Source organism: Bacteroides sp. HMSC067B03, assembly GCF_001811315.1.
Lineage (GTDB): Bacteria > Bacteroidota > Bacteroidia > Bacteroidales > Bacteroidaceae > Bacteroides > Bacteroides faecis.
On the sequence record NZ_KV804368.1, the window covers coordinates 60064 to 82453 of the forward strand.

General features: G+C 42.6%; 17 protein-coding genes. 13 read left to right on the top strand and 4 right to left on the bottom strand.

Annotated features, from left to right (window positions below):
* The first annotated feature begins 2 nt into the window (after nucleotides 1-2).
* Nucleotides 3-200 (top strand): hypothetical protein, encoded by a 198-nt coding sequence (locus tag HMPREF2794_RS14195; protein WP_070751742.1) that lies wholly within the window; start codon nucleotides 3-5, stop codon nucleotides 198-200.
* Nucleotides 201-305: 105 nt separating this feature from the next.
* Here HMPREF2794_RS14195 and HMPREF2794_RS14200 read toward each other — a convergent pair whose 3' ends face one another.
* The 3 genes from HMPREF2794_RS14200 to HMPREF2794_RS14210 all read right to left on the bottom strand — a co-directional run bounded on the left by HMPREF2794_RS14200 (nucleotide 306) and on the right by HMPREF2794_RS14210 (nucleotide 6138).
* Nucleotides 306-848, bottom strand: a complete 543-nt coding sequence (locus tag HMPREF2794_RS14200) for a beta-class carbonic anhydrase (protein ID WP_010538913.1) — start codon at nucleotides 846-848, stop codon at nucleotides 306-308.
* 128 nt (nucleotides 849-976) lie between these two features.
* Nucleotides 977-2932, bottom strand: a complete 1956-nt coding sequence (locus tag HMPREF2794_RS14205) for a RagB/SusD family nutrient uptake outer membrane protein (protein WP_070751743.1) — start codon at nucleotides 2930-2932, stop codon at nucleotides 977-979.
* A gap of 11 nt (nucleotides 2933-2943) precedes the next feature.
* On the bottom strand, nucleotides 2944-6138 hold the full coding sequence (locus HMPREF2794_RS14210; RefSeq protein WP_022301440.1) for a SusC/RagA family TonB-linked outer membrane protein: 3195 nt from the start codon (nucleotides 6136-6138) through the stop codon (nucleotides 2944-2946).
* 249 nt (nucleotides 6139-6387) lie between these two features.
* On the opposite strand from HMPREF2794_RS14210, the gene HMPREF2794_RS14215 reads away from it, so the two are divergent.
* The 7 genes from HMPREF2794_RS14215 (at nucleotide 6388) to HMPREF2794_RS14245 (ending at nucleotide 13700) form a co-directional block, all read left to right on the top strand.
* Entirely contained in the window at nucleotides 6388-7386 is a 999-nt protein-coding gene (locus HMPREF2794_RS14215) for a GNAT family N-acetyltransferase (protein ID WP_022301441.1), read from the top strand.
* 172 nt (nucleotides 7387-7558) lie between these two features.
* Nucleotides 7559-7963 carry a methylmalonyl-CoA epimerase gene (gene mce / locus HMPREF2794_RS14220; protein WP_010538917.1) on the top strand — a complete coding sequence of 135 codons (405 nt, stop codon included), beginning with the start codon at nucleotides 7559-7561 and terminating at the stop codon, nucleotides 7961-7963.
* 30 nt (nucleotides 7964-7993) lie between these two features.
* Nucleotides 7994-9547, top strand: a complete 1554-nt coding sequence (locus tag HMPREF2794_RS14225) for an acyl-CoA carboxylase subunit beta (RefSeq protein WP_010538918.1) — start codon at nucleotides 7994-7996, stop codon at nucleotides 9545-9547.
* Nucleotides 9548-9578: 31 nt separating this feature from the next.
* Nucleotides 9579-10499, top strand: a complete 921-nt coding sequence (locus tag HMPREF2794_RS14230) for an OadG family transporter subunit (RefSeq protein WP_010538919.1) — start codon at nucleotides 9579-9581, stop codon at nucleotides 10497-10499.
* Nucleotides 10500-10523: 24 nt separating this feature from the next.
* Nucleotides 10524-10958, top strand: coding sequence for an acetyl-CoA carboxylase biotin carboxyl carrier protein (locus HMPREF2794_RS14235; RefSeq protein ID WP_010538920.1), 435 nt, complete (start codon nucleotides 10524-10526; stop codon nucleotides 10956-10958).
* A 1-nt stretch (nucleotide 10959) separates the two neighbouring features.
* Nucleotides 10960-12120: a sodium ion-translocating decarboxylase subunit beta gene (locus HMPREF2794_RS14240; RefSeq protein ID WP_010538921.1), complete on the top strand. Its 1161-nt coding sequence runs from the start codon at nucleotides 10960-10962 to the stop codon at nucleotides 12118-12120.
* A 245-nt stretch (nucleotides 12121-12365) separates the two neighbouring features.
* Entirely contained in the window at nucleotides 12366-13700 is a 1335-nt protein-coding gene (locus tag HMPREF2794_RS14245) for a tetratricopeptide repeat protein (RefSeq protein WP_055270199.1), read from the top strand.
* 74 nt (nucleotides 13701-13774) lie between these two features.
* Here HMPREF2794_RS14245 and HMPREF2794_RS14250 read toward each other — a convergent pair whose 3' ends face one another.
* Complete coding sequence (locus HMPREF2794_RS14250; protein WP_010538923.1) at nucleotides 13775-14779, bottom strand: class II fructose-bisphosphate aldolase; 1005 nt, start codon at nucleotides 14777-14779, stop codon at nucleotides 13775-13777.
* A 445-nt stretch (nucleotides 14780-15224) separates the two neighbouring features.
* Here HMPREF2794_RS14250 and HMPREF2794_RS14255 point away from each other — a divergent pair, with 445 nt between their 5' ends.
* The 5 genes from HMPREF2794_RS14255 (at nucleotide 15225) to HMPREF2794_RS14275 (ending at nucleotide 22285) form a co-directional block, all read left to right on the top strand.
* Complete coding sequence (locus HMPREF2794_RS14255; protein ID WP_005678397.1) at nucleotides 15225-15479, top strand: type B 50S ribosomal protein L31; 255 nt, start codon at nucleotides 15225-15227, stop codon at nucleotides 15477-15479.
* Between the two features lie 282 nt (nucleotides 15480-15761).
* On the top strand, nucleotides 15762-16265 hold the full coding sequence (locus HMPREF2794_RS14260; RefSeq protein ID WP_070751744.1) for an RNA polymerase sigma factor: 504 nt from the start codon (nucleotides 15762-15764) through the stop codon (nucleotides 16263-16265).
* Nucleotides 16266-16866: 601 nt separating this feature from the next.
* A complete protein-coding gene (locus HMPREF2794_RS14265) occupies nucleotides 16867-17919 on the top strand; it encodes an efflux RND transporter periplasmic adaptor subunit (protein ID WP_055270201.1) in 1053 nt (350 codons plus the stop codon).
* Nucleotides 17920-17923: 4 nt separating this feature from the next.
* Nucleotides 17924-20962, top strand: coding sequence for an efflux RND transporter permease subunit (locus HMPREF2794_RS14270; RefSeq protein ID WP_055270227.1), 3039 nt, complete (start codon nucleotides 17924-17926; stop codon nucleotides 20960-20962).
* 51 nt (nucleotides 20963-21013) lie between these two features.
* A complete protein-coding gene (locus tag HMPREF2794_RS14275; RefSeq protein WP_029425648.1) occupies nucleotides 21014-22285 on the top strand; it encodes a TolC family protein in 1272 nt (423 codons plus the stop codon).
* Nucleotides 22286-22390 lie beyond the last annotated feature (105 nt).

Sequence of the window (22390 nt, forward strand, 5' to 3'; positions counted from 1 at the left end):
TTATGAAAAAACGAATTACACAAGACGATTACATTAAAGCGAATCGTAAAGCCAGCCGTGAGGCAGAAATTAAAGAACACGGGCACCCCGTTTGTTACAAACGAGTACATGAGTCAAAGAAAGTATATAATCGCAGAAAGATAAAGGCAGCCGATAAAAAGCTGCCTTATTTTTTTGTACTCAGGATAGTGACGCTATGAGGCAGACATAGTGACGCTATCCGACGCTTATAGTGACGGTATCACAACAGGATAGCGTCACCATAATCACAGGCCACTTTCAACGGAACCAGAACAATAACTTTCCTATACAATACGAGTTAATTCTCCGGTAGTAGAATCTATAATAAATCCATAAACCTTCACGTCTGACGGAATCAAAGGATGGCGTACGATAAAATCGACAGTACCCCTTACAGACTTTTCGGTATCTTCAAACCCATCCAGCCAACTGTGAAAATCGACTCCACAGAAACGCATCATATCAATATAATCAGCTTTAATGCCACGCGCCTTCATTTTTTCGAGCATTTCTTCGCTATGCATATGGCATGCACCACAGTCTGAATGAGCAATCACCATTATTTCTTCCACACCCAGCTCAAAGATGCCAACCAGTAAACTACGAATGACGCTGCCGAAAGGATGGGAAATAACACCTCCCGCATTTTTGATCATTTTCACGTCTCCGTTTTTAATGCCCAGTGCAGCAGGAAGCAATGCTGTCAAACGGGTATCCATACAAGATAAGATCGCTATTTTTTTATCAGGATATTTATTGGTAATATACTTTTCATATCCTTTGTTCTCAACGAACTGTTTGTTATAAGCAAGTATTTCATCTAACATAATCGTAACGCTTTTAGAAATGTTTTGTTGATACGCAAAAATAAGAAAAAGTATGCATAAATAATAAAGCCGGACAGGAATAATTCCTGTCCGGCTTTATTATTTATAATCGATTATTAAGTAATAGACTAATAACCAGGATTCTGACCAAACTCTGCCGGATTATTAATAGCCTCCAGATACTTGGTAGGAATAGGACGCAGATAGAAATCTTTCTTAAAGCTTTCAGCAGCACGTTTGTTGTAGCTAGCCAAGCGAGTTTCAAAAGCTCCGTTACGTTTCAGCAAATACCAACGGGAACACTCACCGCAAAGCTCACGGGCATACTCATCGAAAACATAATTCAGGTCAACCTGTGACTCACTTACAGTACCGGCACCGGCACGCGTACGGAGTACATTGATATATCCTGCAGCATCTCCCTTATTCAGACGAACAGACGCTTCGGCTGCAATCAGGTAAACCTCTGCCATACGCATTATCATCACATCAATCGTTTTTTTCTGAACATTTGCACCTACAAATTTATTACCCGGCATATTGAACTTTGAAAGAGCCGGATAGATAGACAACCACAATGAACTACCCGTACTAGGTTTATCATAAGTAGCACGTGCCGTACCATTCTCATCATATAAGTCATATACATTAAGAACCAAGCCCGGATATTGAGTTTTTTCCTCTTCTGTCAAAGTCTTCAAAGAACAATAAATGGCATATTGATGAGCCTCAGCCGGATCTAAAGGCAGGGCAGGATGAAGGATGTTACCTTCTGTTTTCTCCTGAGTAGTTTTAGTTGTTCCATCTGTATTCCAGATAGCCAACTGACAGTAATTAGCGTCATTTGTACTATTGGATTCTAAATTAAAATGAGGATACACTTTCTTGCCTATATTAGATGCCGGAATACCAAACTTAGTAGCAAGCGTGCTTGTGATTTCTTTAGCACACACAGAACCTCCATACTCATAAGTGGCCCCCCATGCCGGTATGGAATAAGACGAGTAAGCAGAGATAAATGAATAACGAAAACGAGTGTCATTCATATCAGCCGCAAAACAGTCCATCAGGTATTTGGAAGGCAAGAAGATATTACTATTAGGACGACCATAAACAAAGTTTGAAGTTTTGTCTACCAATCCCAAATCCGTATACGTTCCTAAAGAAGGTAAGAAATGACGGAACATTTCACTCTGTGAGTAGTTACCATTAGTGTAAGCATCTGAATTTCTTTCAGCACCCGCAGCAATAAACAAGGCTTCTTTATTGTCACGATTATTATTCTCATTGAATACATCGGCAAAGGTGGGATGCATATACCACTCATAAGTCGCTTTGTTATTAATCATGGTTGTTGCTGTATCATAAGCTTTTTCCAGAAAGCTGACTCCATCGGTATCTTTCAAATCATAGCCGGCACCATTAATGTATGCACGGGCCAATAATCCCATAGCCGATTTCTTCGTAACACGACTATAGTAGTCACTGAAACTTACGGGTAAATTCTCTACGGCAAATTTCAAGTCTTCGATAATAGCAGCATAAATTTCGGGGACGGTGGAACGATGAGCCGCAAAAGAAATATTCTCACTGTCAGCAGCTTTCAACTGCAAATCGATATTGCCAAACTGTTCCACAAGATTCATATAATAGTAAGCACGCAGACATCTGGCCTGTGCCACACATTCTTTGATATCATTCTCATCTCCTGTTACATTCTCTGCTCCATCAATTACAATATTACAGCTATTAATGCACAGATAAGAATATTGCCACACTTTATAATAATAGCTATCATCGGTTTTCATGCCGTTATAACTATGGTAACGTTGATAACTGGAACCCGATTTCGGTTCTTCCCAAATATCAGTACCCGCTTCGGTACAAACCAGGTAATCACTACTTTGATAGATATTATTGATCAAGGCTGTATAACACGAGTTAGTAAATGCCTTATAAGTTTCCAATGTATAAGAACCATCGGAGAACTGCCCCGAGTTGTTGGGGTTCACTTCATCAAGACTGCAAGAGCCCCAAGAAAAAACTCCGGCAACAAGTAGAACTAAACTATATATCTTTTTCATATTGCTATTTTTTAGAAAGTTAAATTAAGACCAAATATGCAATCACGAGACAATGGGAAGTTAATGCTGCCGTTCATTTCCGGGTCGTAATTCTTCACATATTTGCTTGGCGAATAAGTAAACAGATTGGTCATTGTCGCATAAATTCTCAAGTTACTGATACCAAAACGTTTTGTAAGTTTACCAGGCAGCGTATAGCCTAATGTTACGTTTTTCAGTTTAAAGAATGAACCATCCACATAATACATAGAATCATATCCCTCATACGCACTTCTATCCTTAGTCTGGTCAATAGCATAGAACAAAACATTCTGATCTGCCTCGATTGTCTTATCATAGTAAGTAAAATAAGTAGGAATGTTATAATCCGGATTAGGTGAATATTTACCTATTACACTACCATAGTTCATCATCTGTCCCCAACGTGCGTAAAGGAAGATAGACAAATCAAAGTCTTTGTACCTGAAGTTGTTTTTGAAACCCAGCGTCCAGTCCGGAGTATTACGTCCTATTACCTGACGGTCATAATCCGCACGCACACTGTAGGGGTTTTCTGCAGTAATATCAACGCGCTCTCCTTCAGGATTCATATAGTAGTAACCATTTCCGTCTTTTTTCACACTAGGTAAATCCAGCTTAATATCACCCGGTTCGCACCCGAACAAAGCGGCAGTTTCTTTTTCGCTATACTGCCAAATACCAAGTACCTTATATTTATAGAAAGAACCGACTCCCTCACCTACTTTAAACACCATGTCCCCCTTCTTTGCATTGAACATCATATCCTGCCCATCAATCAAAGATTTTATTTTTTCTTTGTTAGCAGTAAATGTCACTGTTGAACTCCAAGTGAAGTCCTTCTTCACAATATTGCGGGTATTAAGAGCCATTTCAATACCACGATTTTCTGTTTCAGCAGCATTCTTATTCATTTTATAAGGAATACTGCCGTTATAATTACCCATAATAGAAGTTGGCAATGCTTGCGAAAGAATAACATCCGTTGTCTTTGTCTTATATAAATCCAATGTCAGATCAATACGATTATTTAGAAAGCTGGCATCAATACCAATATTCAAGTCATGGGTCTTTTCCCAAGTTAGATTGCGGTTAGTAATATATTCCGTAAATTTAGCTGACGGAACAGTCATACCACCCAAAGAAGTAGTTACATTTTCCAAAGATGCCATTGAGCTATACTCAGCGATACCGGCAGTAGTTCCGGCAACACCATAACCGACACGCAATTTCAAGTTATCCAGCCAGTTCTTTGTTCCAGCCATGAATGCTTCATCTGAAATTCTCCAGCCTACGGAAACAGCAGGGAACAGATTCCATCTGTTGTCCTTTGACAAACGAGAATCTGCTTCATAACGACCGGAAGCAGAGAACAAGTATTTACCTTTATATGAGTAATTGACACGTCCGATAAAGCCCATTCCTTTGGACATCAGATATTTGCTGCTCAGTTTCTTATTATCAGCATTCTGTAATGCATACCACAACATATCATTCGTTGCCGGATTCTCACCATAGACATAATACTCCTCACTCTGATTATAATTCCAGGAGGTAACACCTGTCACAGTCAGGTCATGATCTTTATTAAAAGTATTGTGGTAAGCAACGATATTTTCCCATTTATAATTATAACCTGTCTTATTGGTAGCTTCACCATACGCAACCGTACTACCTTTCAACACATTATAAGAACCTTCTCCCATAAATTTACCTGAACGGGATTGAGAATAACTGCCACCAAGTTGAGACTTAACAGATAAACCTTTTACCGGTTTCCATTCAAGATAAGCGTCAACGTACGCCTTTCCTGCTTTTGTATTGTTCTTATAAACCCCATCCTGTTCATCTGCCAATGGATTCGGGTCTGATGATGAACCGGGAATCGGGAATTCTGTGATAGAACCATCTTCATTGTAAGGAACGCCCAAAGGTGTAGAGAACAACGCTCTTTCTAAAACCGCATTCCGCGAATTCTTGTTGGAGAAAGATGCCTGAACATTAATACCGGCATTAATCCACTTATTGATTTCCTGATCTATACGGACACGGGTAGAGTATACTTTGTAGTTATCATTTTCGTACATACTCTTCTCATCAGTGTAGTTCAGTGAGAAATAAGCTTTCGTCTTCTCAGTCCCCCCTGCTACAGAAATACTATAGTTCTGCTTCAAACCTGAATGTAAAACTTCATCTCCCCAATTTACCCATTGGTTATTTTTGATAGCATCATATCTTTCACCAAAAATTTCTTCCTCATTCGTAGTACCGACAGGCTTATATGAATCTTTTATATAATTAAGATATGAGTCACCTGTACGCATTTTAGGAACTCGGGCACCCAAAGTAGTTCCGGCATAAGCATTGAAATTGATGACCGGCTTTCCACTCTTAGCTCCTTTTGTTGTCACAATAATAACACCATTTGCACCACTTGAACCGTAGATAGCGGTAGAAGAAGCATCTTTCAATACTTCAATAGATTCAATATCATTGGGATTCAATGTAGCAATATCACCCGGCATGCCATCAATAATATAAGTCGGTTTGAATGCACTGGAAGAAATATTACCATCATCATCCAACTGTAAAGAACGGGTACCACGCAACTGAACTGTTGGTGACGAACCCGCCTGACCGGAAGAATTAGTGATGTCCAGACCTGCAATTTTACCTTGCAACGCATCCATCGGATTCACTCCCGGATTCATGGTAATATCTTCCGATTTTACAGAAGCCACAGCACCTGTCAAATCACGTTTCTTCACTGCACCATAACCAATAACTACGACCTCATCCAAAGCTTGTGTATCTGGCACCATCTTTAGATTCAGCGGTGCATTTCCGGTCACTGCAACAGTTTGCTCTTTATATCCTATATAAGAAACAACCAATTCTTTACTTCCAGCCGGAAGATTAATCGAAAATTTACCATCAAAATCAGTAATTGTACCTGTGCTCGTACCTTTCACCACAATAGAAACACCAATCAACGGTTCTCCATTTTCATCCAAGACAGTTCCTTTCACAGTCTTTGTTTGCATGACGGCTTGCACGGTAGTATCATTCACTCCATTTTCTGCATAAGCAGATATGGCAGAGGGGGCACACAATAAAGTCAACCCCAAAATCATGGAAACGCGTCTATGCTGTGTCTTCCAAGCTTCAACAAATGCATTCTCTCTCATTCGTCTTAATTTAAAGTTAATATTAATTTTCTTTGTTTAGTAAAATACAATTAGAGTAAATCTTTTACATAGACGTTTCCATTTTACTTCTGTACTCACAAAAAGATGGCAATAATACGAAAATTCGCTTTTCCAACTCCTTTTTTCCTCAAATATATGAAGAGAACAAAAAGACAAACTTTAGGGTAAACCAACAAAATCTCTTTTTTTTTGTTGAATGAAGAATAAAAAGTGTAAATTTGTAATTGGATGCCACTTAAACTAACGACATATTACCGCGGAAAAGATATTCCCGACTTACCGGGGAATAACACATTCCATTCCAAGGAGTTGTTTCAGATCTATGAATCGACTCCAGGGTACACTCCACTGCTGATAGTGGCGACAGAAGAAGGCAGACCGGTGGCACGTCTGCTTGCTGCCATACGCAAGACCAAAAAGTGGCTCCCCTCCTCCCTTGTCAAACAATGTGTAGTATATGGTGCAGGCGAATTTCTGAACAACTCTCTCCCGGCAAGTAAAGAGAAAGAAGAAGAAATTTTCGGTGAAATGCTGGAACATCTTACTCAGGAAGCGTCGCGCACCTGTATTCTTATTGAATTTCGCAATCTGGATAATTCAATGTTCGGCTATCGTTTTTTTCGGAAGAACGACTTTTTCCCGGTCAACTGGCTGCGTGTCCGCAATTCTCTGCACAGTACACAGAAAGCAGAAGATCGTTTCAGCCCGTCTCGTATCCGGCAAATCAAAAAGGGACTCAAAAACGGAGCGAAAGTAGAAGAAGCTCATACGGTGGAAGAAATTAAGGAATTCTCTCGAATGTTGCACAAGGTTTATTCTTCACGGATACGGAGATACTTCCCTGCCAATGACTTTTTCCGCCATATGAACAGCATGCTTATCAAAGGCAAACAGGCAAAAATATTCATAGTAAAATACAAAGAAAAAATTATCGGTGGTTCCGTCTGCATATACTCCGGAGACAATGCCTTTATCTGGTTTTCGGGAGGAATGCGAAAGACATACGCACTGCAATCGCCCGGCATACTGGCCGTGTGGAAAGCACTTGAAGATGCCCATGAACGGGGATTCCGCCACATGGAGTTTATGGATGTAGGACTTCCTTTCCGCAAGCACGGTTATCGCGATTTTGTGCTCCGATTCGGAGGCAAACAAAGTAGTACCCGCCGTTGGTTCCGCATCAGCTGGACATGGCTGAATAATCTTTTGGTCAAATTTTATGTCTAAATGTAATCTCAAGATTACAAAACCCATCTTTAGCATCCATCCGGAGCATTTTTTATGCTTTATTCCCCAATAATTAAATGCTGAAATATTTCTTTATTAGACAAGAAATGTCTTTCTTTGTGCTGTTTTATGCCATATAAGCACATAATTAAACCATATAAAAAATATAGTTATGAAGATTTCACACATTGAGCATCTGGGCATTGCTGTTAAAAGCATCGAAGAAGCCCTTCCTTACTACGAGAACGTATTAGGTCTGAAATGTTACAACATCGAGACAGTAGAAGATCAAAAAGTAAGAACCGCTTTTTTAAAGGTAGGTGAAACAAAAATCGAATTGTTGGAACCGACTTGCCCCGAAAGTACCATTGCCAAATTTATTGAAAACAAAGGTGTAGGTGTTCATCACGTAGCATTTGCCGTAGAAGATGGCGTAGCTAATGCTTTGGCAGAAGCAGAAAGCAAAGAAATCCGCCTGATTGACAAGGCTCCCCGTAAAGGTGCCGAAGGTCTGAATATCGCTTTCCTTCACCCGAAATCAACACTGGGTGTGCTGACAGAACTCTGCGAACACTAATCATAAACTCTAAAAAAACAACAAGAACTCATGAGTAATCAACTTGAAAAAATTAAAGAGCTTATTGAACGCCGTGCCGTTGCACGCATCGGAGGCGGCGAAAAAGCAATTGCGAAGCAACATGAAAAAGGGAAATACACAGCGCGTGAGCGTATAGCCATGCTGTTGGATGAGGGTAGCTTCGAAGAAATGGACATGTTCGTTGAGCACAGATGCACGAACTTCGGCATGGAGAAAAAACACTATCCGGGTGATGGTGTAGTTACCGGTTGCGGTACTATCGAAGGTCGTCTCGTATATCTTTTTGCACAGGACTTTACCGTTACTGCAGGTTCACTGTCGGAAACTATGTCACTGAAGATCTGTAAGATTATGGATCAGGCAATGAAGATGGGTGCTCCTTGTATCGGTATCAACGACTCGGGTGGTGCACGTATCCAGGAAGGTATTAACGCTTTGGCAGGTTACGCAGAAATCTTCCAGCGCAATATCCTTGCTTCGGGTGTCATTCCACAGATTTCCGGTATCTTTGGTCCTTGTGCCGGTGGTGCCGTTTATTCTCCGGCACTGACTGACTTCACACTGATGATGGAAGGTACTTCCTACATGTTCCTTACAGGTCCGAAAGTAGTGAAAACTGTTACCGGTGAGGACGTAAGCCAGGAAAACCTCGGCGGAGCAAGCGTTCACTCTACCAAATCGGGCGTTACTCATTTCACTGCAAAAACAGAAGAAGAAGGTCTGGCATTGATCCGCACATTGCTAAGCTATATTCCTCAAAATAATCTTGAAGAAGCTCCATACGTGGATTGCACAGATCCAATCGATCGTCTGGAAGATTCTCTGAACGATATTATTCCTGATAGTCCTAACAAACCGTATGACATGTACGAAGTAATCAGCGCTATCGTGGACAATGGTGAATTCCTGGAAATCCAGAAAGATTACGCCAAAAATATTATTATCGGTTTTGCCCGTTTCAACGGCCAGTCGGTAGGTATCGTGGCTAATCAGCCTAAGTATCTTGCCGGTGTACTTGACAGTAACGCATCCCGTAAAGGCGCACGCTTCGTTCGTTTTTGCGATGCTTTCAATATTCCTATCGTATCGCTGGTAGACGTACCGGGATTCCTTCCGGGAACAGGCCAGGAATACAATGGCGTTATTCTTCATGGTGCTAAGTTGCTGTATGCTTATGGCGAAGCTACTGTACCTAAAGTAACTATCACATTGCGTAAATCCTATGGTGGTTCTCACATCGTAATGAGTTGTAAACAACTTCGTGGTGATATGAACTATGCATGGCCGACAGCAGAAATCGCTGTAATGGGTGGTGCCGGCGCAGTAGAAGTATTGTACGCACGTGAAGCAAAAGAACAGGAAAATCCGGCTCAGTTCCTTGCCGAAAAAGAAGCAGAATATACAAAACTGTTTGCTAACCCTTATAATGCTGCCAAATATGGTTACATTGATGATGTAATCGAACCACGTAACACTCGTTTCCGTGTTATCCGTGCTTTGCAGCAGTTACAGACAAAGAAACTGTCTAACCCAGCAAAGAAACATGGTAATATTCCGTTGTAATCTAACTTTTCACATTAAAACAAGAACGATTATGAACAAAACCAAAATCGGAATATTCTTTTCTTTACTGTTGCTGATTGGATTGACTTCCTGCGGTGAGCAAAAGTCAAACAATAAGCTAATGCTGAACGAAGTCCTGATAGACAATCAAAATAACTTTCAGGATGACTACGGTTTGCACAGTGCATGGATTGAAATATTCAACAGATCATACGGTAGTGCAGACTTGGCAGGTTGCTTGCTGAAGGTGAGCAGTCAGCCGGGTGATACAATTACCTATTTTATCCCGAAAGGTGATGTACTAACTTTGGTGAAACCACGCCAACACGCTCTGTTTTGGGCAGATGGCGAGCCCAATCGTGGTACTTTCCACACCAGCTTCAAACTGAATCCTGAAACAGCCAACTGGATCGGTCTTTTTGATTCCGGCAGAAATATAATTGACCAGATCGTAGTTCCGGCAAATGCACTGGGACCTGACCAATCTTACGCACGCGTAAGCGACGGAGTAGCTGACTGGGAAGTGAAAGGTGGAAGCAGTGATAAATATGTAACCCCGAGCACCAACAATAAGACTCTTAACAGCAATGCTAAGATGGAAAAATTCGAAGAACATGACTCTGCCGGCATTGGTATGTCTATTTCGGCCATGAGTGTAGTATTTTGCGGATTGATTCTTCTCTTCATTGCTTTCAAAGTTGTAGGTAAGGTTGCGGTCAATTTGAGCAAACGCAATGCGATGAAGGCTAAAGGCATCGACAAAGTCGAGGCGAAAGAGCTTTCACAAGCTCCGGGTGAAGTTTATGCTGCAATTTCTATGGCGCTACACGAGATGCAGGATGAGGTGCACGATGTAGAAGAAACGGTACTGACCATCACTCGCGTGAAACGCAGTTATTCACCGTGGAGCTCGAAGATTTACACCTTGCGTGAAAATCCTAACAGAAAGTAAATCATTCCCTAAAAAGATAAAACGATGAAAGAATATAAATATAAAATCAACGGTAACTCATATAAAGTAACCATCGGAGATATTGAAGATAATATCGCTCATGTAGAAGTGAACGGTACGCATTACAAAGTAGAAATGGAGAAACAACCGAAAACGACTCCCAAACCGGCAGTAGTGCGTCCTTTACCTAACTCACCGGCTGCACCGACTACCCAAGTAGTGAAACCAGCAGCTCCTTCTACCGGCAAATCGGGTGTCAAGTCCCCACTGCCAGGCGTTATCCTTGACATCAAAGTAAATGTAGGTGATACAGTGAAGAAAGGCCAAACTATCATTATATTGGAAGCCATGAAAATGGAAAACAATATCAATGCAGACAAAGACGGCAAAGTGACTGCCATCAATGTCAACAAGGGAGATTCTGTTCTTGAAGGTAATGACCTCGTAATTATTGAATAATATGGGAGATTTTATTAACTTTTTAGGAAATAACCTTGCCGACTTCTGGACTTATACGGGATTTGCCAATGCGACAATTGGGCATGTCGTGATGCTCCTCGTTGGTTTGTTCTTCATCTATTTGGCTATAGCCAAAGAGTTCGAACCGATGTTGTTAATTCCTATCGGATTCGGTATCCTGATCGGTAACATACCTTTCAATATGGATGCCGGACTAAAAGTCGGTATATATGAAGAAGGTTCTGTATTGAACATATTGTATCAGGGAGTAACATCCGGCTGGTATCCGCCGCTCATCTTCTTGGGCATCGGTGCTATGACTGACTTCTCGGCACTGATCTCCAATCCGAAGTTGATGCTGATCGGTGCAGCTGCTCAGTTTGGTATCTTCGGTGCATATATGATCGCATTGGAAATGGGCTTTGACCCGATGCAAGCCGGTGCTATTGGTATCATCGGTGGTGCAGACGGTCCGACGGCCATCTTCCTTTCGTCCAAACTTGCACCTAACTTAATGGGAGCCATTGCGGTATCCGCCTACTCTTATATGGCGTTAGTTCCGGTGATACAGCCACCTATCATGCGTCTGCTCACCACCAAACACGAACGTGTGATCCGCATGAGACCGCCACGTGCCGTTTCTCACACAGAGAAAGTGATTTTCCCGATTATCGGTCTGTTGCTGACTTGCTTCCTGGTTCCTTCCGGTCTGCCTCTGTTGGGTATGCTGTTCTTCGGTAACCTGTTGAAAGAAAGTGGTGTAACCCGTCGTCTGGCCAATACAGCCAGCGGTCCGTTGATTGATACGATCACTATCTTATTAGGTTTGACAGTAGGTGCTTCTACTCAGGCATCTGAGTTCCTGACACTCGATTCTATCAAGATCTTTGCTCTGGGTGCATTGTCATTTATCATTGCTACCGCTTCAGGCGTGTTGTTCGTTAAGATATTCAACATCTTCCTCAAGAAAGATAATAAGATCAATCCGTTGATCGGTAACGCAGGTGTATCTGCTGTTCCCGACTCTGCACGTATCTCACAAGTTATCGGTCTGGAATACGATCCTACCAACTACTTGTTGATGCATGCTATGGGTCCGAACGTAGCAGGTGTAATCGGTTCAGCTGTTGCCGCCGGTATCCTGTTAGGATTCTTAATGTAAGGAAGCAAGATAGTCCTGCCGGGTTTCCATTCGGAGACCGGGACAAAATACTGGATGCGGATATTGCATATAAAACGGCAATATCCGCATTTTTTATACGGTATACAATCCTTTATTCTGAGTTTCACTGTGTTATCTTCTCTTATCATTCCGTTAATCTATTCCAAAAACGCTACGAATAATTCGTAATTACAATATTTTTTAGCATCTTGCGTCTTTGTTACGACACACTAAAATAAAGATTTATGAAACGGATTATTCTTCTCACCCTCCTTTGTACCACCACCATATTGATGGCGCAACGTATAAATCATATTCAGGAAGCAATAGCAGACTACGATTATGAGACAGCACTCATTCTCATCGCCAAAGAAAAAACCACCATTCCCCTACTCTTGCAAAAAGGTAAAGCACAACGGGGACTTGGACTGAACGCGGAAGCACTTTCCACTTATCAGGAAATCATAGCCAACGATACAGCCAATACCCGTGCATACATTGAGGCAGCCGAATGCTGCCGGTCATTAGCCAAGAATCAACAAGCACTAAAATATTATGAGCAAGCACTCGATCTGAATCCGGAAAATAAATATGTACGTATTCAATACATCGGGTTATTATTATCTTTGCAGAAATTTCAAGAAGCTTTAGGAGAAAGTAGCCTGATGACAGAAAAAGACAGTTCCGCCATTGCCTTGCATCTGCAAGCGCAAAGTTTCGAAGGTATGGAAGAATTTTTGCCTGCTACAGGTTGCTACTATAATATACAAGAAAAATATCCCGACGACTATCTTGCTGCTGCCAAACTCGGCGCATTGAATATAGCCGGCTCTTATTTCGATGAAGCAATCGAAGCTACAGAAAAATATCGCCGGATTGACACGACCAATGTCGCCGTTAATCGCCAGAATGCACTGGCATATTGCCTGAATAAGGATTATCCCACTGCCATTCAACGTTATGAATATCTGGTGAGTCAAGGCGACAGCTCCTTCCATACCTGCTATTATCTGGGCATCAGTTATTATGCGGAAGAGAAATACTACGAAGCACATGACTTTCTGGAAGCCGCCCGAAAATATGATCCTGAAAACGTAAATCTACTCTATTATCTCGGGCGTGCCTGCGCCAAGACTTCATGGAAAAAGTCAGGTGTAGAGTATCTTGAGAAGGCAATTGACCTGAGCATTCCTAAAGACAGTAACATGACGCGGCTCTATATAGGCATGACCGACTGCTACAAAATGGCAGAGATGCCCAAAGAGCAGATTGAATCTATCAGAGAACGTTATCGGAAATACGACAAGCAAAATCATAAGTTATTGTATGATATGGCATTCATCTATTTCTATTCGCTGAAAGATAAGAAAAACACCGAACGCTGCCTGGAAACATTCTTAAAAACACGTCCGAAGGAAGAGAAGGAAGAAGAAGCGAAACTAAACGAAAGAGGTGAACTCGTCTTAGACACTAAGAATTACTACAATGCTGCTGCCAACTGGCTGAAAGACATTCAAAGTAAACAAAAGATAGAAGATTTCTTTTTGGGAGGAAATGTACCCGCTAAAAAAACGGAATAAACAAGTGAAAGCATAAAAAAGGCTGCAACCGTCAAACGATTGCAGCCTTTCTATTATATAAGGATAATCTCTGATTATTCAGCCAACTTATTGTCAGAACCCAGCACGTTAAGGATTTTGTGCTTGTACAGTTTTTCCATGTTGTCACGAGCCGGACCCAGATACTTACGTGGGTCGAATTCAGCCGGTTTTTCAGCGAAAGTCTTACGGATAGCAGCAGTCATAGCCAGACGAGAGTCTGAGTCGATGTTGATTTTGCAAACAGCAGACTTAGCAGCTTTACGCAATTCTTCTTCAGGAATACCAATAGCAGCTTTCAAAGCACCACCATATTTGTTGATCGTTTCCACTTCTTCTTCAGGAACTGAAGATGATCCGTGAAGTACGATAGGGAATCCCGGAAGTTTTTCCATTACAGCATCCAATACTTCGAAAGCCAATGGAGGAGGAACCATACGACCGGTAGCCGGGTCAATGTGACATTGTTCCGGAGTAAATTTGTAAGCACCGTGAGAAGTACCGATAGAGATAGCCAATGAATCGCAACCTGTACGAGTAGCGAAATCAATCACTTCTTCAGGGTCAGTATATGTGTGGTGGTCAGAAGAAACTTCATCTTCTACACCTGCCAATACACCAAGTTCACCTTCCACTGTTACGTCGAACTGATGAGCGTATTCAACAACCTTCTTAGTCAAAGCAACGTTTTCTTCATAAGGAAGATGAGAACCGTCGATCATAACTGAAGAGAAACCTGAATCGATGCAAGATTTGCAAGTTTCAAAAGTATCTCCGTGGTCAAGGTGAAGAACGATTTCAGGATGTGCGCAACCTAATTCTTTTGCGTATTCTACAGCACCCTGAGCCATGTAACGCAACAAAGTAGCGTTAGCATACTGACGAGCACCTTTAGAAACCTGAAGAATCACCGGAGATTTTGTTTCTACTGCAGCCTTGATGATAGCCTGCATCTGTTCCATATTGTTGAAGTTGAATGCTGGGATAGCGTATCCACCCTTAATAGCCTTAGCAAACATGTCTCTAGTGTTTACCAATCCTAAGTCTTTGTAATTAACCATTTTGTTTAAAGTTTATTGTTAGTGAATAAAAATTCTACGCAAAAGTAAGCATTATCCACCGAATAACGAACATCGGAAAGAAAAATATAATAGAAAAAGGTTTAAATCAATCAGCAAATATTCATCGACAAGCAGGTCTGACATTAGATTGTAATGTCCACCTAGCAAATAAACGACTAAAAGACAGTTATCTTCATCCTCTGATTATACATACCTTTATATATTATACAATCATTATAAAAACATGTATTATCAATAAAAAGCAGTAGTAATCTTGTTCCCGGAAATCACATAATTCATAAAAACAGTATAATTCACGGAAGTTTTTTCAGCAAAGCTTTTTCTATTTCAGAGAAATGTACTATCTTTGCGCTCTGAAAATGACCATTACACTATTTCTTACCAAAATAGTAACAGAATATAAATTAAAAAAACAGATACTGAAATGAAAAAAGGCCTTCATCCAGAATCATACCGTCCGGTAGTATTCAAAGATATGTCCAATGGTGACATGTTTTTGTCTAAATCAACTGTAGCAACTAAAGAAACCATCGAATTCGAAGGTGAAACTTATCCGTTGCTGAAGATTGAAATCTCAAACACTTCTCACCCGTTCTATACAGGTAAATCTACATTGGTAGATACTGCAGGTCGTGTTGATAAGTTCATGAGCCGTTACGGTGACCGTAAGAAGAAATAATTCAATCTTTCGTTAAGATGAAAAAAGAGGAGATTTCCAGCAGGAAATTTCCTCTTTTTCGTTTCAATCAGTTCTTATTCTTGCAAAGCTAAGAAATAAAGACTTCCATAAAAGCTCCCACCAGACCACCTAAAAACTATCAAATAGGACCTAAAAACTATCCGTGGATAGATTTTAGGTGAAAATCCGTCAATATCTCCCCCGTCACTTTTTAAAAATTCCTGTAAACTTGCATCATCAAAATATTTACAACGAATACTCACAAATTAAAAAGCAACGCATATGAAAAGTTTAAGCTTCAGAAAAGATTTAGTAGGAGTACAGGACGAATTACTACGCTTCGCATACAAGCTAACAACCGACCGCGAAGAAGCAAACGACTTGTTGCAGGAAACATCATTAAAAGCATTGGATAATGAAGAGAAATATACGCCTGATACAAATTTCAAAGGATGGATGTATACCATCATGCGCAATATCTTTATCAACAACTACCGCAAAGTAGTTCGCGACCAGACATTCATCGACCGTACCGACAATCTTTATCACTTGAATTTGCCGCAAGATGCAGGTTTTGAAAGCACGGAGAAAACATACGACCTGAAAGAAATGCATCGGGTAGTCAATGCATTACCCAAAGAATACAGAATACCCTTTGCTATGCACGTTTCAGGATTCAAATATCGTGAAATAGCAGAAAAGCTAAACCTTCCGTTAGGCACCGTAAAAAGTCGCATATTCTTCACACGTCAGAAACTGCAGGAAGAATTGAAAGACTTTCGCTGACAACTTTTAAAATTCAGCCCCTATATACAAACTAAAGGACCGTACCATTCTTCACAGAGTAGTGCGGTCCGTATATTAACTGGCTAAGGGGAACTATTACCAGGTAATATAAAAATGGTATAGTTAAGGGAATATACCATACCATTATATCATCTAATTTCCTGAAAATTATCGATTGTTAAATAGTACTATTCAGGAAAAATACTTCCTATTATCATATATAATATTCGGCAGGAAAAAAAGACGGTCCTGCTGACCCGTTGCACTACATATTACAGTCCACGAGGGATGAGATACAGTGGGCGCATTAACGCTCCACACGGGGGACAGAACCGTATATCTAAGGAAGCCACGAGCATATTCCCACATGCTCGTAGCTCAAATTCGAGAATTAAATTCTCATATCGCATTCCGCGACTGTAATACTAGTGCGGTGCAAAAGTGGGAATAATCTCTGATAAAATCAACAGAAAATGCATTTTTTATCTATAAACAATCATTTTCCTTTAATGTTGATACTAATTTCACATTTCTAATAAACCATTCTTTGCTGAACATAGTCAAGTGTCAAATTGTTTACTCCCCAAACAATGAACGACTTATGAAAAATATCTATGTGATTGCACTTGCAGCCATCCTATTGGAAGGCTGTGGGCAAAAGAAAGAGACGACGGTACCCGCCACCCGACCTGTAAAAACAACCATTGTCGAGTCAAGGTCAGTGATCAGAAAAGATTTCTCCGGCATTGTAGAAGCAGTGGAGTACGTCAAGCTGGCATTCCGTGTCAGTGGACAGATCATCAACTTGCCTGTTATCGAAGGAGAGAAAGTAAAGAAGGGGCAGCTGATTGCATCTATCGATCCCAGAGATATCGCGTTGCAGTATGCTGCCACCAAATCCGCTTACGAAACGGCTTCTGCACAAGTAGAGCGTAACAAGCGCCTGCTCTCCCGGCAAGCGATCTCTGTGCAGGAATATGAAATTAGTCTTTCCAATTACCAGAAAGCGAAATCGGAGTACGAACTGTCCACCAACAACATGCGTGATACCAAACTGACAGCTCCTTTCGACGGCTCTATCGAAAAACGTCTGGTAGAGAATTATCAGCGTGTCAATTCAGGAGAAGGGATCGTACAACTGGTCAACACCCAGAACCTGCGTATTAAATTTACCATACCGGATGTCTATCTTTATCTCCTTCGTGCCAAAGATCCCCGTTTCCTTGTAGAGTTTGATACCTTCAAGGGTCATGTGTTCAAGGCGAGACTGGAGGAATATCTGGACATATCAACCGAAGGAACTGGTATTCCGGTTAGCATTACTATTGACGATCCCTCTTTCGACCGGGATTTGTATGCCGTAAAACCCGGTTTCACTTGCAGTATCCGTTTCACAGCCGATGTAGGTCCGCTGGTACAGGAGAGTTGGACGATCATACCGCTCAGCGCTGTTTTCGGTGAAAGTGACGGTAATAACATGTACGTCTGGGTAGTCGAAGGCAACAAAGTGCACAAACGAAAAGTAGTAGTCAACGCCCCTACAGGAGAAGCGCAAGTGCTCGTATCCGAAGGGTTGAAACCCGGAGAACAAATCGTTATTGCAGGAGTATACCAGTTGGTAGAAGGAGAAAATGTTAAATCAATGGACTATTAAAAAAATGAATTTAGCAAAATATTCACTGGATAACACGAAGATCATCTATTTCTTCCTTGCCGTGCTGCTGATTGGAGGCATTACTTCTTTTGGAAAGCTGGGCAAGAAGGAAGATGCTCCCTTCGTTATCAAATCAGCGGTCATCATGACGCGCTATCCGGGAGCCGAACCGGCAGAAGTAGAACGGCTGATCACAGAACCTATCTCCCGTGAGATACAAAGTATGAGCGGTGTGTACAAGATTAAATCAGAGTCTATGTACGGACTTTCCAAAATCACGTTTGAGCTGCAACCCTCGCTTTCCGCCAGTTCCATACCCCAGAAATGGGATGAGCTACGACGCAAAGTACTCAATATTCAACCACAGTTGCCTAGTGGTGCTTCCACTCCGACTGTCTCTGACGACTTCGGCGACGTATTCGGTATCTATTACGGACTGACGGCAGATGATGGCTTCACTTATGAAGAAATGCGCAACTGGGCTGAACGAATCAAGACACAAGTAGTCACTGCAGACGGTGTGATGAAAGTTGCACTGTTCGGAGTGCAGACAGAAGTAGTCAATATCTTCGTTTCTACCAACAAACTAGTGGGAATGGGCATTGATCCCAAGCAGCTGGCCAACCTGCTACAATCGCAGAATCAGATTATCAACACCGGAGAAATCCGTGCAGGCGTGCAGCAACTGCGGGTGACCGCCAACGGTATGTACACCACCATAGACGATATCCGCAATCAAGTCATCACTACCAAAGCCGGACAGGTGAAACTAGGCGATATAGCCGTTATCGAGAAAGGGTATCTCGACCCTCCTTCCAACATCATGCACGTGAACGGAAAACGGGCTATCGGTATCGGTGTATCCACCGACCCGCAAAGAGATGTAGTGCAGACGGGTGAGAACGTAAAAGTAAAACTGAACGAGCTCCTCCCCCTCATGCCTGTGGGACTGGAACTGCAAAGCCTCTACCTCGAAAACGAGATCGCCAACGAAGCCAACAACGGATTTATCATCAACCTGATCGAATCCATCCTGATCGTGATTGTCATTATCATGCTGGTGATGGGACTCCGTGCCGGTCTGCTCATCGGCTCTTCGCTGATTTTCTCTATCGGAGGTACACTGCTCATCATGTCTTTCTTCGGTGTCGGACTCAACAGAACGTCCCTGGCAGGATTTATCATCGCCATGGGTATGCTGGTGGACAACGCCATCGTAGTGACGGACAACGCCCAAATAGCCATTGCCCGAGGTGTAAACCGACGGAAAGCCCTGATAGACGGAGCAACCGGACCACAATGGGGCTTGCTCGGAGCAACTTTCATTGCCATCTGCTCCTTCCTGCCGCTTTACCTTGCTCCCTCTGCTGTAGCGGAAATCGTAAAACCGCTGTTTGTGGTACTTGCCATTTCACTAGGACTGAGCTGGGTACTTGCCCTGACGCAGACTACCGTATTCGGAAATTTCATTCTGAAAGCCAAAGCAGGAGACGGAACGAAAGATCCATACGATAAGCCGTTCTATCATAAATTCGCTTCTATCCTTGGAGTGCTGATCCGCAAAAAAGCTGTCACATTGGTATCCATGGTAATACTCTTTATCATCTCGCTCATTATCATGGGAACGATGCCGCAAAACTTCTTCCCGTCGCTCGATAAGCCCTATTTCCGGGCAGACGTATTCTATCCGGACGGATATAGCATCAATGACGTAGTGAAAGAGATGAAATCGGTAGAAGAACATCTGGCGAAGCAGCCGGAAGTAAAAAAGGTATCCATCACGTTCGGCAGCACCCCGCTGAGATATTACCTCGCTTCCACTTCTGTCGGTCCGAAGCCGAATTTTGCGAATGTACTCGTTGAATTGACAGACAATAAATATACAAAAGAATACGAAAAGAATTTTGACGAATACATGAAAGCCAATTATCCGAGCGCAATCACACGGACCAGTTTGTTCAAGCTGTCCCCCGCAGTGGATGCATCCATCGAAATCGGATTTATCGGTCCGAATGTGGATACGCTTGTATCACTTACCAATCAGGCAATAGCCATTATGCACCAGAATCCGGATTTAATTAATATCCGCAATTCGTGGGGAAACAAAATACCCGTCTGGAAACCGGTTTACAGCCCGGAACGGGCACAACCGCTGGGTGTATCCCGACAGGGAATGGCACAGAGCATTCAGATCGGTACCACGGGAATGACTTTGGGAGAATACCGGCAGGGAGATCAGGTACTTCCTATCCTATTGAAAAATAACCAGCTGGATTCATTCCGGATCAATGATCTGCGCACATTGCCCGTATTCGGGACAGGCAACGAGACGACCAGTTTGGAACAGGTAGTATCTGAATTTGACTTCCAGTACCGGTTCTCGAACGTGAAAGACTATAACCGGCAGATGGTGATGATGGCACAATGCGACCCGCGTCGCGGGACCAATGCGATTTCCGCTTTCAACCAGGTATGGTCGCAGGTACAGCAGGAGATAAAAATACCGGAAGGATATACCATGAAGTATTTCGGTGAACAGGAAAGTCAGGTGGAATCGAATGAAGCGCTGGCCAAAAACTTACCGCTGACATTCTTCCTGATGTTTGTGACGCTGCTCTTCTTGTTCAAGACGTATCGCAAGCCGACCGTCATCCTGTTAATGCTGCCGCTGATCTTCATCGGTATCGTGCTGGGACTGCTCGTACTCGGCAAGTCGTTCGACTTCTTCTCCATATTGGGTCTGCTAGGTCTGATTGGTATGAACATCAAGAACGCTATCGTACTGGTAGACCAAATTGATTTGGAAACAGCAGCAGGCAAAAAACCGCTGGACGCAGTCATCAGTGCCACGACCAGTCGCATCATTCCGGTAGCGATGGCCTCCGGAACAACGATTCTGGGTATGTTACCGCTACTGTTTGACGCCATGTTCGGCGGAATGGCCGCCACCATCATGGGCGGACTGTTAGTAGCCTCGGCATTGACACTATTCGTCCTTCCTGTAGCCTATTGCGCCATCCACCGGATCAAAGGAGAACAATAATTATCCATTATCAACTATCCATTATCCATTAAAAGATTATCCATGAAAGAAATGAAAACTCAACTCATACTATTTTCACTGTTGCTCCTTGGCTCCACAGCCTGGGCGCAACAGCCCTGCCTGAGTCAGGAAGCCTACCGCGAAAAAGTGGAGGCTTACAGCCAGATATTGAAACAACAAAAACTAAAGACATTGGCCAGTTCGGAGGCGCGAAAGATAGCCCATACAGGTTTCCTGCCGAAAATCGACGTAAATGCAGACGGTACCCTGAACATGAGCGACCTTAGCGCATGGAACGAACCGGTGGGCGAATACCGCAACCATACCTACCAAGGAGTATTTGTCGTATCACAGCCACTCTACACAGGCGGTGCGCTCAATGCCCAACATCAGATAGCGAAGGCAGACGAAAAGCTGAACCAGCTGAACGAGGAACTCACGTTAGACCAGATTCACTATCAAAGTGATGCTGTCTACTGGAATGCCTCCGCTTCAAAAGCCATGCTACAAGCGGCCGACAAATACCAGAGCATTGTCAAACAGCAATATGACATTATTCAAGACCGTTTCGATGACGGAATGATCAGCCGTACAGATCTTCTGATGATTTCCACCCGGCTGAAAGAAGCGGAACTGCAGTATATCAAAGCGCGCCAGAATTATACATTAGCGCTGCAACAGCTGAATATTCTGATGGGAGAAGCGCCGAATACTCCTGTAGACAGCCTGTACAACATCGGAATGATCTCCGCTCCTGTCCGGATACTGCCTCTGGAAGATGTTTTGCAACGACGTGCCGATTATGCCAGTACGGAAGTAAACATCATGAAGAGCCAGGCACAACGTAAAGCGGCTCTCAGCCAGTTCAATCCCCAATTAAACATGTATTTCAGCGGTGGCTGGGCAACGGCCACACCCAACTTGGGATACGACGTATCTTTCAATCCCATCGTAGGAGTCAATCTGAATATTCCCATTTTCCGCTGGGGAGCCCGTTTCAAGACGAACCGGCAGCAGAAGGCATATATCGGAATACAAAAGTTGCAACAGAGTTATATGACGGACAATATCAACGAAGAACTGTCGGCAGCTCTCACCAAACTGACGGAAACAGAATCTCAGGTGAAAACAGCGAAAGAAAACATGAGTCTGGCAAATGAGAATCTGGATCTGGCCACTTTCTCCTACAATGAAGGAAAAGCGAGCATGGTAGATGTACTTTCCGCCCAGTTGTCATGGACGCAAGCACACACCAATCTGATCAATGCTTATCTGGCAGAGAAGATGGCTGTGGCTGAATACAAGAAGGTGACCAGCGAATAGATAAAAACAAAATTAGGCACGGATGACACGGATTTCACGGTTTTAAGAGTTGAGTAACTAAAAACCGTGTTTATCCGCGTAATCCGTGCCTAATTTTTATTGGTT